Source organism: Streptomyces sp. SAJ15 (genome assembly GCF_007595705.1).
Taxonomy (GTDB): domain Bacteria; phylum Actinomycetota; class Actinomycetes; order Streptomycetales; family Streptomycetaceae; genus Streptomyces.
Genome location: NZ_NISY01000020.1, coordinates 88,971 through 102,526 on the forward strand (window position 1 = coordinate 88,971; position 13,556 = coordinate 102,526).

The window sequence follows — 13,556 nt, forward strand, 5'->3', positions numbered from 1 at the left end:
CACCCGAGAAGAGCCCACCCCTCGTGCGTCGCCGTCTGATCAACTCCACGCTCGCCGTGGTGCTCGTCGTCATCGCCGTCTTCGGCGTGTCCCTGGTGCTGGTGGAGACCCGCACCATCGAGGAGAGCGCTCGGGAGAGCGTCGACTCCGACGCCGTACGCCTGGTCAGCATCGTCGACAGCCGGCTGGTCGGCGGCGAGGGGCTGAGCCAGCGGGCGCTGCGGGAGCAGATCGAGAGCGGCCGGTACGCCCGGATCGAGATCCCCGGCCGCAAGCCGATCGAGGTCGGGGAGCGGCCGAGCGGCAGCGTCATCCGGGCCTCCCGGATCGGCGCGCAGCGGGAGCGGGTGACCGTGGAGGCGTCCCGCTCGACCGTGAGCAAGGAGGTCGGCCGCACCCTGCTGATCATCCTCTCGGTGGCGCTGCTGGCCGTGCTGGCCGCCGTCTTCCTGGCCATCCGGCAGGCGCGCCGGCTCTCCGCGCCGCTGACCGACCTCGCCGAGACCGCCGAGCGGCTGGGCTCGGGCGACCCGCGGCCGCGGCACCGCCGCTACGGGGTGCCGGAGCTGGACCGGGTGGCCGATGTGCTGGACTCCAGCGCCGAGCGGATCGCCCGGATGCTCACCGCCGAGCGCCGGCTGGCCGCGGACGCCTCGCACCAGCTCCGCACGCCGCTGACCGCGCTGTCCATGCGGCTGGAGGAGATCACGCTCACCGACGACCTGGACACGGTCAAGGAGGAGGCGATGATCGCGCTCGCGCAGGTGGAGCGGCTCACGGACGTGGTGCAGCGGCTGCTGACGAACTCGCGCGACCCGCGCACCGGCTCCGCCATCGCCTTCGACCTCGACGAGATCGTCAAGCAGCAGATCGAGGAGTGGCGCCCCGCCTCGCGCAGCGAGGGCCGCGCCATCGTCCGCTCCGGCAAGCAGGGGCTGCGCGCGGTCGGCACCCCGGGAGCGGTGGCCCAGGTCCTGGCGACACTGATCGAGAACTCGCTGATGCACGGCGACGGCACGGTCGCGTTGCGCACCCGGGTGGCCGGCAACCAGGCCGTGGTGGAGGTCTCCGACGAGGGCCCGGGGGTGCCGCCGGACCTCGGCTCACGGGTGTTCGAGCGGGCCGTCAGCGGCCGGAACTCCACCGGCCTCGGCCTCGCCGTCGCGCGTGACCTCGCCGAGGCGGACGGCGGGCGACTGGAGCTGCTCCAGCCGCACCCGCCGGTCTTCGCGCTGTTCCTGAGCCGGGAGATGACGGAGGAGGCGGCGGACTAGGCGACCGCGGCGGCCGGTCTCGGCCGCCTCGCGGTGGACGCCCCCGCCCGGCCGCCTCCCGCGGCTACGTCCTGGCGCTATGTCCTGGCCTACTTCCGGGCGCTCTGCGGACGGTCCTCGGGGCGGGAGTCGGCGAGGAAGGACTCGGCGGTCTCCACGGCCTCGCGGGCCGGCAGGGTCCGGAACACCCACGTCCGGTACGACCAGAAGCGGAAGAGGGTGGCGATGCCGATGCCGACGAACTTGAAGACGTTGCTCTGCAGCCGGCTGTCCCAGCCGAAGCCGTACGTCGCGGCGTAGAGCACACCGTTCTCGATCACCAGACCGACCGCACTGAACAGCAGGAAGAGCGAGAGCTCCTTGGTGCGACCGCTCTTGTCCCGGTCACGGTAGGCGAAGTAGCGGAAGCCCACGTAGTTGAAGGCGATCGCGACCACGGTCGCGATGATGCTGGCCCGCACCACCTGTAGCTCGGTGTGGTTCCGGATCAGGTTGAACACGCCGAGGTTGACGAGGACGCCGACACCGCCGACGGCGCCGAACTTGGCGACCTCGCGAGCGAGCTGCTCCACCTGCGTGCGCAGAGAGCGCCGTTCACTCATGGTGATGGATCAGCCCCGTCCGATCGGCGTTGACAACACAGTCATGCTAACCAGCCGTCCGGGGGGCCGCCCGCGGGTGTCGGCAATACGGGTGTCCTTCAGTGCTCATCGGCGTGGCCCGGGCCACTTCCGTGCTGGACCCGCACCGCCAGGATCACGGCGGCCGCCTCCAGCCAGCGGGCCACGGACTCGTCGGCTTCCGGTCCCCGGGCCACCGCCGAGGCGGTCGTCAGCCACTCCTGGGCGATGGCGGCCGCCTCCCCCGGCAGGGGCTCCGGCAGCTCGGCCGCCCGCGGCAGCCCCCCGCGCCGCACGATCTCGGCGAGGAAGTTCAGCGCCCGGGGCCACACCCCCAGCCCCTCCACGACCAGCGCGGCCGCCACCGCGCCGTCCCCGAAGAGGGCGACGCGATGCGCACCGCCGAGGGTGAGGCCGTAGCGGAGCATCAGCGGGATGTCGAGGGCGCGCAGCTCCTCGTCGGTCATGGGGGGCTCGTCGGTCATGCCTTCTCTCCAGGGGTCAGCGGACGGTGACGTGGAAGGTGAGGGATTCGGCGCCGTCGCCCTCGGGCTCCGCCGACGGGGTCCCGCACCGCATGCAGTGCAGCAGTTTGATCTCCGTCGAGCCGGCGTCCTTCGCCTGGAACCGCAGGCGCAGGGTGCCGCCGGCTCCGACGCGGTCGGAGCCGTCCCCCTCATAGTCCTCGCCGAGCGCCTCGACGACACGGCGGGCGGGCGCCGGCCGGTCGACGATCCACTTGAAACCGGTGGTGGGGTTGGCGTCCACCTCGATGGTGAAGGTCTCACCCGGGGAGACCTCGACGGCGGTGTCGCGCGCGCCGTAGACGTGCTCGGGGTCGGTGCCCCAGAGGGCCCGGGCCCCGAAGTACCCGGCCACGGCGACGGCGACGGCGAGGAGGACGAGACCGGCGACGCGCGCTGATCGAAGGTTCACCACTTCCACCACGGCTTCGGCTTGGGGTCTCCCGCGTTCGGCAGATGCACGGCTTCGGCGTTCGGCAGGGTGTCGTCCGAGGCGCCCTGCATGCGGTTGTTGATGAAGTCGTCCTCGCTCACCCAGGTGGTGTGGCCCCAGGGGTTGTAGAGCTGGAGCTTGTCCCCTTCGTGGCCGATGATCACCAATTCGTGACCGTACTTCGGTCCCCGGACGATGACCGGGACGGGCTTCCCCTCGTCCACCGCCGAATGGATCGCGGGAAGGATGTTGCGGCGGTCCTCGGCGTTCTCAAGATCGCGCGTCTCGTAAGAGCCGCCGATATGCGGAGCGATCTCCTCCTTGGCCACCTTTCGACCCTCGTGGTCCTTCATGCCCTCGTGGTCGCCGTCGCGCTTGTCGTACACACGCTCCTGCTCCTCGTGCAGTCGCTCGATGAACGCGTTGGGGTTGTCGTACTTGGGATCACCGGGGTGCCCGCCCGAGGTGATCTCCAGGGCGTAGAGCGGGTCGACCATGGCGCGTGCCGTTACGGTCGAGGACGCCACGCAGGTCGGGCCCTTCTGCTCCCACTCCTTGGCCTGGCCGCCGCCCCAGTTGAAGGCCACCTTCTGGCTGTCGTCGCCGTACCTCTTCGTGTCGCCGGGGCGGTTCACGACAGGCGTCAGGTGCTGCTGGAGCCAGTTGGGATCGTCGCCGAAGGGGTGGATCTTCTTGCCGAACTCCTGGACCTCCTTGAGGCTGTAGCCGGCGGCCAGGCTCTTCATCAGATAGGCCCGCTCCTCCGGGGACTTGGCCTGGGAGAGCAGCGTGTTGAAGGCGCGCTCGTCCTCCTTGTTCATCCGCTCCATGCGGTCGGAGGCACGGCGCAGGTCGTTCGCGCTGAGGATCTCGTTCAGCTCGGGGTCGCCGCCGGGGACCGAGGCGTCGGCGAGGACGAGGCGGTCGGCGTCGGTGAGGTCTCCGGTGCCGGCCTTGACCGCGCGGGCGTCGGCGGCCAACTTGTCGAGCTCGCGGACGGCCCGCCGGCTGGCCTCCTCGGCCTGGCCGGCCGCTCTGATCAGCTGCCCGAGGCCGTCGTTGGCCGCGGTCTGCGCCTCGGTGAGGGTCTCCTCGTCGGGGGCTTTGCCGCTCTTGCTCGCCAGCAGCTTGTGGGCGTGGTGCAGCGCGGTCACGCCGAACTCGTGGGTGGACTGGGCCTCCCTGATGCCCTCGGAGAGCAGCAGCAACTCCTTGCTCGCCGCGAGGAACTTGGGGCCGATCCGGCCGGCGAGGCGGTGGGCGGCGCCGATGACGTCCTGGGCCGCCTCGCTCGCCTTGCCGACCCAGACCTCCGGCAGGGCGCTGACGTAGACCGCCTCCACGTCCGTGGAGACCGTCTCCACCTCGTCCGCCGCGGTCCGGTAGGCCTTGGCCTTGCCCGCGACGAAGTCGGGGTTGCCGGAGGGCCCGGGAACCTCCAACGCCTTGCAGATGGCGGCGTTCAGTTGCAGATAGCCGAAGACGCCGAACGGGATGGAGGAGATGTCCTTCTGTATGTCCTCGAACCGCTTCTTCGCACTCTTGTCCGTCATCGCCGCCCGTCCCCCGAGATGCCGTCCAGATAGGCGTTCCGGGTGCCCCGCAGGTCGTCCGCGACACCCTTGTTGTGCGTTCCGAAGGCGTTGGCGCTGGTCCCGATCTTCGCGTGGAGCTCGCGCAGCGCTCCGGCGAGAGTGGCGCACTCGCCGTTCCAGGCGCCGGCGAAAGAGGTGAAGGAGACGCCCGCCCCGTACTCGCCGAACTGGGTGGCGGTGAACAGGTCGGCGGCGATGCCGCCGAGCGGATCCCAGCCCCCGCCGCTTCCACCCCCGAGCGACTTCGTGATCGCGTCGAGGTCGCCCGCGGCTCTGGTCAACCGGTCGCTCGCACTGACTGTCTCGCCCTTCTGGATGCCGAAATCGGAGCCGTTCAGCGACACCAGGTCCTCCCCCTGAGCCTTGAGTGACGATTTTCCGCCAAGATCACGCGGGCCCGCAGCCTATCGCCTGGCTGACCGGACCCCGTCAAGGCGAAGGGGCGAGCCCCCGGGTGTGGGGGCCCAGGCCACCGGGGTGAATATGGAGGATCCACCAAAGGTGGACGGGGTCCGGTGTCGCGGGCGTTTACCCTGGGGTGGTGACTTTCCCGGTAGTCGGCATGGTCGGCGGCGGCCAGCTCGCGCGCATGACCCATGAGGCGGGCATCCCCCTCGGCATCAAGTTCAAGCTGCTCAGCGACACTCCGCAGGACTCGGCGGCGCAGGTGGTCAGCGAGGTCGTCATCGGCGACTACCGCGACCTGGAGACCCTTCATGCTTTCGCACAAGGCTGCGATGTGGTCACCTTCGATCACGAGCACGTCCCGGCGGAGCACCTGCGCGCCCTGGAGGCGGACGGCGTCGTCATCCGCCCCGGCGTCGACGCCCTGCTGCACGCCCAGGACAAGGGCGTCATGCGGGACCGGCTCAGCGAGATCGGCATCTCCTGCCCCCGCTACCGCATCGTGGCGGACCCGGCGGACGTCGTCCGGTTCGCGGAGGAGGGCGACGGCTTCCCCGTCGTCCTCAAGACCGTGCGCGGCGGCTACGACGGCAAGGGCGTCTGGGTCGTCCGGAGTGTGGAGGAGGCCGCCGAGCCCTTCCGCGCCGGCGTGCCCGTCCTCGCCGAGGAGAAGGTCGACTTCGTCCGCGAGCTGGCGGCCAACGTGGTGCGGTCCCCGCACGGACAGGCTGTCGCCTACCCCGTCGTGGAGTCGATCCAGGTCGACGGCGTCTGCGACACGGTGATCGCCCCCGCCCCGGGGCTCCCCGAGGCCCGCTCCGCCGAGGCGCAGCGGATGGCGCTGCGGATCGCCAAGGAGCTGGGCGTCGTGGGCCACCTGGCCGTCGAGCTGTTCGAGACCCGAGACGGCCGGATCCTCGTCAACGAGCTGGCCATGCGCCCGCACAACTCCGGACACTGGACCCAGGACGGGGCCGTGACCTCGCAGTTCGCCAACCATGTGCGCGCGGTGCTGGACCTGCCGCTCGGCGACCCGCGCCCCCGCGCCCGGTGGACCGTGATGGCCAACGTCCTCGGCGGCGACTACCCCGACATGTACGCGGCCTACCTGCACTGCATGGCCCGCGACCCGGGACTCAAAATCCACATGTATGGCAAGGATGTGAAGCCGGGTCGTAAGGTCGGCCACGTCAATACCTACGGCGACGACCTGGCCGAGGTGCGCGAGCGCGCCCGGCACGCCGCCGACTACCTCCGAGGGACCATCACCGAATGACTAACTCCGCCACCGGCCCCGTCGTCGGCATCGTCATGGGCTCCGACTCCGACTGGCCCGTCATGGAGGCCGCGGCCAAGGCCCTCGAGGAGTTCGAGGTGGCGTACGAGGTCGACGTGGTCTCCGCGCACCGCATGCCGCGCGAGATGGTCGCGTACGGGGAGAACGCCGCCTCCCGTGGCCTGAAGGTGATCATCGCGGGCGCGGGTGGCGCGGCGCACCTCCCGGGCATGCTGGCGTCGGTCACCCCGCTGCCGGTGATCGGCGTGCCGGTCCCGCTGAAGTACCTGGACGGCATGGACTCGCTGCTGTCCATCGTCCAGATGCCGGCCGGGGTCCCGGTCGCCACGGTCTCCGTCGGCGGCGCCCGCAACGCCGGGCTGCTGGCCGCCCGCATCCTGGCGACGCACGACGCCGAACTGATGGAGCGGATGCGGCACTTCCAGGAGGAGCTCAACGAGCAGGCCACCGAGAAGGGCAAGCGGCTGCGGGCGAAGGTGGACGGCGCGGGGAAGTTCGGCTTCGGCAAGTAGCCGCGGGCGGCGGGCGCCCGGGGCCGCGACCCCGGCCCCGTACCGGTCCTCTGCCGGCCCCGTAGCGCCGCCCTCTGCCGGCCCCGTACCGGCCCCGCCGGCCTCGCGTCGGCCCGGTGCCGCCCGGCCCTCCGAGGCGTGACTTCGGCGGGGGCGCGTACGAGGATGGGACGATGACCACCTCCCTCGCACAGGCCCGCGAACTGCTGGCCGCCCACCCAGTCGTCGACGGCCACAACGACCTCCCCTGGGCGCTGCGCCAGCAGGTCCGCTACGACCTGGATCGCTGCGACATCGCCGCCGATCAGCGGGGCCGGCTGCACACCGACATCCCCCGGCTGCGGGCCGGCGGCGTCGGGGGACAGTTCTGGTCGGTGTACGTCCGCGCCGACATGAGCGGGGACACGGCGGTCAGCGCCACCCTCGAACAGATCGACGTGGTGCGGAGGCTGGCCGAGCGCCACCCCGACGACCTGCGACTCGCGTACACCGCCGACGACATGGAGGCGGCCCGCGCGGACGGCCGGATCGCCTCCCTCATGGGCGCCGAGGGCGGCCACAGCATCAACTGCTCGCTGGCCACCCTGCGCGCCCTGTACCGGCTGGGCGTCCGCTATATGACGCTCACTCACAACGACAACGTCCCGTGGGCCGACTCGGCGACCGACGAGCCGCGGGCGAACGGCCTCACCCGCTTCGGCGAGGAGGTGGTCCGGGAGATGAACCGGACCGGGATGCTCGTCGACCTCTCCCACGTCTCCGCCGACACCATGCGGAACGCGCTGCGGGTGACCGAGGCCCCGGTGGTCTTCTCACACTCCTCCGCCCGCGCCGTCTGCGACCACGTGCGCAACATCCCGGACGACGTGCTGGAGCTGCTGCCGGGCAACGGCGGCCTGGCGATGGCCACCTTCGTACCGAAGTTCATCCTCCCGGCGGCCGTGGCCTGGACGCGGAACGCGGAGGAGAACATGCGCGCGCACGGGCTGCACCCGCTGGACACCACCCCCGCCGCCATGAAGGTCCACAGCGCCTACGAGGCGGCCAATCCCCGCCCGGTGGCCACCGCCGCCACGGTCGCCGACCATCTGGACCACATGCGCGAGGTGGCGGGCGTCGACCACATCGGCATCGGCGGCGACTTCGACGGCACCGCCTTCACCCCGGCCGGCCTGGACGACGTCGCCGGCTACCCCAACCTGATCGCGGAGCTGCTGGACCGCAGGTGGTCCACGACCGACCTGGCCAAGCTCACCTGGCAGAACGCCGTCCGCACGCTGCGGGCCGCCGAGGACGTGGCACGGGAGCTCCAGAACCGCCGCGGGCCGTCGATCGCGACGATCGAGGACCTGGACGGCTAGTCGCCCGCCGCGGGCGCCCTGGGGGCCGGTCAGGCCGTCGGGCGGCCCAGGGCGCGGAAGTCCCAGCCGGCCTCGCGCCAGCTGCACGGGTCGAGCGCGTTGCGCCCGTCCAGGATGCGGCGCTCGGCCACGACCGCCCCCAGCGCCTCCGGGTCCAGCTCGCGGAACTCGCCCCACTCGGTCAGGTGCAGCACCACCTGGGCCCCGCGTGCGGCCTCCAGCGCGCTGGGCGCGTAGGTGAGGGTCGGGAAGAGGGCGCGGGCGTTGTCCATGCCCTTGGGGTCGTAGACGGTGACCTGTCCGCCCTGGAGGTGGATCTGTCCGGCGACGTTGAGCGCGGGGGAGTCCCGTACGTCGTCCGAGTCCGGCTTGAAGGTGGCGCCGAGCACGGCGACCGTCGTGCCGAGGAAGGAGCCGCCGACGGCCTCGCGGGCCAGCTCGACCATCTGCCCGCGCCGCCGCATGTTGATCGAGTCGACCTCGCGCAGGAAGGTGAGCGCCTGGTCCACGCCGAGCTCGCCGGCGCGCGCCATGAAGGCCCGGATGTCCTTGGGGAGGCAGCCGCCGCCGAAGCCGATGCCGGCCCGCAGGAACTTGCGGCCGATCCGGTCGTCGTGCCCGATGGCCTCGGCGAGCTTGACCACGTCGCCGTCGGCCGCCTCGCAGACCTCCGCCATGGCGTTGATGAAGGAGATCTTGGTGGCGAGGAAGGAGTTGGCGGCGGTCTTCACCAGCTCGGCGGTCGGGTAGTCGGTGACCACGAAGGGCGTGCCCTCGCCGAGCGGCGTCGCGTAGACCTCGCGCAGCAGCTTCTCGGCCCGGTCGCTGCCGACGCCCGCGACGATGCGGTCCGGGCGCAGGGTGTCCTGGACGGCGAACCCCTCGCGCAGGAACTCCGGGTTCCACGCCAGCTCGGCGTCGGCCCCCACCGGGGCACGCTCGGCGAGCAGGGCGGCCAGCCGGGTCGCGCTGCCCACCGGCACGGTGGACTTGCCGACCACCAGGCAGGGGCGGCGCAGCTGCGGGGCGAGCGAGGCGAAGGCGGAGTCGACGTAGGACATGTCGCAGGCGTACTCGCCGTGCTTCTGCGGGGTGTTCACACAGACGAAGTGGACGTCGCCGAACTCGCCGACCTCCTCCCAGGAGGTGGTGAACCGCAGCCGCCCGGTGGACCCCGGGATGCCCGCCACGTGCCGCTGGAGCAGCTCCTCCAGACCGGGCTCGTACATCGGCACCCGGCCGGCCGCCAGCATCTCGATCTTCTCCGGCACCACGTCCAGCCCCAGCACCTCGAAGCCGAGCTCAGCCATGGCCGCGGCGTGGGTGGCGCCGAGGTAGCCGGTGCCGATCACGGTGATCTTGAGGGCCATGCAGAGCTCCAGGTACGTGCGGGGTGGGACGGGGGCGAGCATAGTCGGCACCCGGGCCGGGCAGGGCTGCCCCAGGGCCGGTAGGGGCGCCGGCTGTCGGCAAGCTCACGTATGCCGGCCCCGGACACCGCCCTAGACTCCGGTTGGCCCATTCGGTTACTTAACGGTAGTTAGCTCACAGGGGAGTGAGAAGCCTTGGCGGGATCCGCGGAGTTCGACCTGTACCGGCCGTTGGAGGAGCACGAGATGCTCCGGGAGACGGTGCGTGCGCTGGCTGAGGCGAAGATCGCGCCGTTCGCGGCGGAGGTCGACGAGGAGGGTCGGTTCCCGCAGGAGGCGCTGGACGCGTTGGTCGCCAGTGAGCTGCACGCGGTGCATGTGCCGGAGTCGTACGGGGGCGCGGGGGCGGACGCGCTGGCGACGGTGATCGTGATCGAGGAGGTCGCGCGGGTGTGCGCGTCGTCCTCGTTGATTCCGGCGGTGAACAAGCTGGGGTCGCTGCCGGTGATCCTGTCGGGTTCGGAGGAGCTGAAGAAGCGGTATCTGGGTCCGTTGGCCAAGGGCGACGCGATGTTCTCGTACTGCCTGTCGGAGCCGGAGGCGGGTTCGGACGCGGCGGGGATGAAGACGCGTGCGGTGCGCGACGGTGACCACTGGGTGCTCAACGGTGTGAAGCGGTGGATCACCAATGCCGGGGTGTCGGAGTACTACACGGTGATGGCGGTCACCGATCCGGAGAAGCGGTCGAAGGGGATCTCCGCGTTCGTGGTGGAGAAGTCGGACGAGGGTGTGTCGTTCGGGGCGCCGGAGAAGAAGCTCGGTATCAAGGGCTCTCCGACGCGTGAGGTGTATCTGGACAATGTGCGGATTCCGGCGGATCGGATGATCGGTGCGGAGGGCACGGGGTTCGCGACGGCGATGAAGACGCTGGACCACACGCGGGTCACGATCGCGGCGCAGGCGCTGGGGATCGCGCAGGGGGCGCTGGACTACGCGAAGGGGTATGTCCAGGAGCGGAAGCAGTTCGGGAAGGCGATCGCGGACTTCCAGGGGATCCAGTTCATGTTGGCGGACATGGCGATGAAGCTGGAGGCGGCGCGTCAGCTGACGTACGCGGCGGCGGCGCGGTCGGAGCGGGTGGACGACGATCTGACGTTCTACGGCGCGGCGGCGAAGTGCTTCGCGTCGGATGTGGCGATGGAGGTCACCACGGACGCGGTGCAGCTGCTGGGCGGGTACGGCTACACGCGGGACTACCCGGTGGAGCGGATGATGCGGGACGCGAAGATCACGCAGATCTACGAGGGCACCAACCAGGTCCAGCGCATCGTCATGGCCCGCAACCTCCCGTAGTACCTCCGTAGGTCCTCCCGCGGTTCCACGGCGGCTCACCGGGCCCCGGCCCCCGGCCGGGGCCTCGTCGCGTCGTACGGGGACAAAATCGCTGGCCGGACCGGGTGTCCGGGCGGCACGCTGGGCGTCATGGAACCGCCCGTACGCCAGATCCGCGCCCTGCACACCCCGGACACCGTCACCGTCTACCAGGCGTACGCCCCGCGTCTCGGGCTGCCCGCGGCCCGCGACGGCCGCTTCCCGGCGGCCTGGAAGCGGGACCGGATGACATGGATCAAGCCGTCGTTCCTGTGGATGATGTACCGCTGCGGCTGGGGCGCCAAGGAGGGCCAGGAGACCGTCCTGGCGATCGAGATCACCCGCGCGGGCTTCGAGTGGGCGCTGCGCAACGCCTGCCTCTCGCACTACGACAGCGCCGTCCACGCCGACCAGGCCGCCTGGAAGCGGGAGCTCCGGGAGGCGCCCGCGCGGGTGCAGTGGGACCCGGAGCGCGACCTGCGCCTGCGGCCGCTGTCGCACCGGTCGCTCCAGCTCGGCCTCGCGGGGGAGGCGGCGCGGCGGTACGCCGACGAGTGGACCGTCGGCATCACCGACGTCACCCCGCTCGCCCACGAGATCCACGCCCTGGTGCGGGCGGGGGAGACGGAGCGGGCCGCCTCGCTGGTGCCAGCGGAGCGGCCCTACACCCTCGCGGACGGGCCGTCGGCCCGGCTGCGGATGGTCGACTGAGCGGTCGACCGGGTCGAGCCGACCGGCCCGGTCGCCTCAGTCGCCGGTGACGGTGACCTTCTCGTCGTTCTTCAGCTGCTCGACCAGCTGCTTGACCTTCGCCTTGTCCCAGACCAGGTTGCCCCCGGAGGAGCCGGAGATCGGGATGTTCATCGACGTGCCGTCGCCGCCGGTGACGCCCTTCATGGCCCAGAACATCTCGGCCAGGTCGAACACGCCCATGTCCTTGTCGACGATCACGGTGTCCAGACCGGCGCCCATGGTCGGGTAGAGCTTGAAGGGGTTCAGCACGGTGGACGGGGTGGCCGCCTGGTTGGCCAGGGCGGAGAGGAACTTCTGCTGGTTCTTGGTGCGGTCCAGGTCGCTGCGCGCGAAGGCGTAGCGGGTGCGGACGAAGGCCAGCGCCTCCTCGCCGTTCAGGGTCTGCTTGCCGGCCTCGAAGTCGGCGCCGGACTTCTTGTCCTTGAACGCCTTGGGGATGTCCATCTCCACGCCGCCGACGGCGTCGACCAGGTTGGCGAAGCCGGCGAAGCCGATCTCGACGTAGTGGTCGATGCGCAGCCCGGTGTTGTACTCCACGGTGCGCACCAGCAGCTCCGGGCCGTCGGTGGCGTAGGTGGCGTTGAGCTTGGTGCGCTTGCCCTGCGCCGGGAAGAGCTTGCCGGAGTCGGAGCCACGGAAGGACGGGATCTCCACGTCCGAGTCACGCGGCAGCGAGATCAGCGTCGAGCCGTTGTCCCCGGTGTGCAGGATCATCATCGAGTCGGTGCGCTTGCCGTCGGCCGAGCCGGTGTGCAGCTTCTTCTTCTCGTCGTCGGACATGCCCTCGCGGCTGTCCGAACCCACGATCAGGTAGTTGGTGCCCTTGCCGCCCTCCGGCCGCTCGATGACCTTGGACAGGTCGACCTCGCGGCGGAGCTTGGAGTCGGCCCAGAAGTAGGTGCCGATGGAGACCACGAGCAGGAACACGACAAAGCTCAACAGCCCGACCGTGATCCGCTTCTTCCAGTTCACCGGGGTGGTGCGGGCCGGCCGGCGCCGCGGGGCGCCGTTGCCGGGGCCGTTGCCGCCGCCGGCGGCGCCCTGGACGCCACGGCCGTAGACCTGGCCCGTGTTGTAGCCGTCGTCGTCCGCCGGGTCGTCCTGACCGGGGCCGTACCCGTACCCCTGGGACTGCTGGTAGCCCTGCTGCGGCGGAACGGTGCGGCGCGGCGACAGCTCCGGGGGCAGCGGCGGCTCCCCGGCGGGGCGCCGGGCGCCGGGAGCGGAGGGGGCGCCGGGCCGGCGCACGTGCGGCATGGCGCGCGCGGACTCCGGCTCCGCGCTGCCACTGCCGCGTCCGTACCGCTGCCTGCCGTCGTCGGACCGTCCCTGGGGCCAATCATTCATGGGAGGAGTGTGCCCGTTCCGCGCGGTCGCCCTGTAGCCGGGTACGGGATCGGGCCGGGGATGTTGCAGAGCTGATGCAATCGAGACCGGGCGGGGGTGTGTACCGGTTTGCGGATCTCTCCCCGCATACAGTGGACATATGATCGAGCAGCCCTTGCCGGAGGCCCCGCCCGGGAAGCCCACCTCCGCCTCCCGCACCACGCTCAGCCACATCATGACCGCGAACGACACCAACCTCCTCGGCACGGTGCACGGCGGCGTGATCATGAAGCTGGTGGACGACGTCGCCGGCGCGGTCGCGGGCCGCCACTCCGGAGGCCCCGCGGTGACCGCCTCCATGGACGAGATGGCCTTCCTGGACCCGGTGCGCGTGGGCGACCTCGTCCACGTCAAGGCCCAGGTGAACTGGACCGGGCGCAGCTCGATGGAGGTCGGGGTGCGGGTGCTGGCCGAGCGGTGGAACGAGTCCACGCCCGCCGTCCAGGTCGGCAGCGCCTACCTCGTCTTCGCCGCCGTCGACGCCGAGGGCAAGCCCCGCGCCGTGCCGCCGGTGCTCCCGGAGACCGAGCGGGACAAGCGGCGCTACCAGGAGGCCCAGATCCGGCGCACCCACCGGCTGGCCCGCCGCCGCGCGATCAAGGAACTGCGCGACAAGCGCGCCGCCGAGGGCATCGAGGACTGACCCCCGCCGGGA

The 13,556-nt window shown here is 71.2% G+C and carries 14 protein-coding genes; 7 read left to right on the plus strand and 7 right to left on the minus strand.

The window, feature by feature from the left end; translation table 11 throughout:
• Positions 1-23: 23 nt before the first annotated feature.
• Positions 24-1,274 carry an ATP-binding protein gene (locus CD790_RS31850; protein WP_144386859.1) on the plus strand — a complete coding sequence of 417 codons (1,251 nt, stop codon included), beginning with the start codon at positions 24-26 and terminating at the stop codon, positions 1,272-1,274.
• Positions 1,275-1,363: 89 nt separating this feature from the next.
• On the opposite strand, the gene CD790_RS31855 is transcribed toward CD790_RS31850, so the two are convergent.
• From CD790_RS31855 to CD790_RS31870, 5 genes are all read right to left on the minus strand, one after another.
• Entirely contained in the window at positions 1,364-1,876 is a 513-nt protein-coding gene (locus tag CD790_RS31855) for a GtrA family protein (protein ID WP_144386860.1), read from the minus strand.
• 98 nt (positions 1,877-1,974) lie between these two features.
• Positions 1,975-2,379: a hypothetical protein gene (locus CD790_RS31860; protein ID WP_144386861.1), complete on the minus strand. Its 405-nt coding sequence runs from the start codon at positions 2,377-2,379 to the stop codon at positions 1,975-1,977.
• A gap of 16 nt (positions 2,380-2,395) precedes the next feature.
• On the minus strand, positions 2,396-2,830 hold the full coding sequence (locus CD790_RS31865; RefSeq protein WP_186319349.1) for a protease inhibitor I42 family protein: 435 nt from the start codon (positions 2,828-2,830) through the stop codon (positions 2,396-2,398).
• The gene (locus CD790_RS35035) at positions 2,827-4,404 is read right to left on the minus strand and encodes a peptidoglycan-binding protein (protein WP_186319351.1); all 1,578 of its coding nucleotides are present in this window, start codon (positions 4,402-4,404) and stop codon (positions 2,827-2,829) included. The genes CD790_RS31865 and CD790_RS35035 overlap by 4 nt, the downstream gene beginning before the upstream one ends.
• Complete coding sequence (locus tag CD790_RS31870; protein WP_144386863.1) at positions 4,401-4,790, minus strand: hypothetical protein; 390 nt, start codon at positions 4,788-4,790, stop codon at positions 4,401-4,403. Before CD790_RS31870 ends, CD790_RS35035 begins: the two co-directional genes overlap by 4 nt.
• A gap of 197 nt (positions 4,791-4,987) precedes the next feature.
• On the opposite strand from CD790_RS31870, the gene CD790_RS31875 reads away from it, so the two are divergent.
• The 3 genes from CD790_RS31875 (at position 4,988) to CD790_RS31885 (ending at position 8,021) form a co-directional block, all read left to right on the plus strand.
• Positions 4,988-6,127, plus strand: coding sequence for a 5-(carboxyamino)imidazole ribonucleotide synthase (locus CD790_RS31875; RefSeq protein ID WP_144386864.1), 1,140 nt, complete (start codon positions 4,988-4,990; stop codon positions 6,125-6,127).
• Positions 6,124-6,660, plus strand: coding sequence for a 5-(carboxyamino)imidazole ribonucleotide mutase (purE, locus tag CD790_RS31880; RefSeq protein WP_144386865.1), 537 nt, complete (start codon positions 6,124-6,126; stop codon positions 6,658-6,660). Before CD790_RS31875 ends, purE begins: the two co-directional genes overlap by 4 nt.
• 173 nt (positions 6,661-6,833) lie before the next feature.
• Positions 6,834-8,021: a dipeptidase gene (locus tag CD790_RS31885; protein ID WP_144386866.1), complete on the plus strand. Its 1,188-nt coding sequence runs from the start codon at positions 6,834-6,836 to the stop codon at positions 8,019-8,021.
• A 29-nt stretch (positions 8,022-8,050) separates the two neighbouring features.
• Here the strand turns inward: CD790_RS31885 and CD790_RS31890 are convergent, their stop codons facing one another.
• Entirely contained in the window at positions 8,051-9,391 is a 1,341-nt protein-coding gene (locus CD790_RS31890) for a UDP-glucose/GDP-mannose dehydrogenase family protein (RefSeq protein WP_144386867.1), read from the minus strand.
• A gap of 195 nt (positions 9,392-9,586) precedes the next feature.
• On the opposite strand from CD790_RS31890, the gene CD790_RS31895 reads away from it, so the two are divergent.
• Positions 9,587-10,744, plus strand: a complete 1,158-nt coding sequence (locus tag CD790_RS31895; RefSeq protein ID WP_144386868.1) for an acyl-CoA dehydrogenase — start codon at positions 9,587-9,589, stop codon at positions 10,742-10,744.
• Between the two features lie 129 nt (positions 10,745-10,873).
• The gene (locus CD790_RS31900) at positions 10,874-11,473 is read left to right on the plus strand and encodes a DUF4291 domain-containing protein (RefSeq protein ID WP_144386869.1); all 600 of its coding nucleotides are present in this window, start codon (positions 10,874-10,876) and stop codon (positions 11,471-11,473) included.
• Positions 11,474-11,509: 36 nt separating this feature from the next.
• On the opposite strand, the gene CD790_RS31905 is transcribed toward CD790_RS31900, so the two are convergent.
• Entirely contained in the window at positions 11,510-12,862 is a 1,353-nt protein-coding gene (locus CD790_RS31905) for an LCP family protein (RefSeq protein WP_144386870.1), read from the minus strand.
• Positions 12,863-13,001: 139 nt separating this feature from the next.
• Here CD790_RS31905 and CD790_RS31910 point away from each other — a divergent pair, with 139 nt between their 5' ends.
• Positions 13,002-13,544 carry an acyl-CoA thioesterase gene (locus CD790_RS31910; RefSeq protein ID WP_144386871.1) on the plus strand — a complete coding sequence of 181 codons (543 nt, stop codon included), beginning with the start codon at positions 13,002-13,004 and terminating at the stop codon, positions 13,542-13,544.
• Positions 13,545-13,556: the final 12 nt, after the last annotated feature.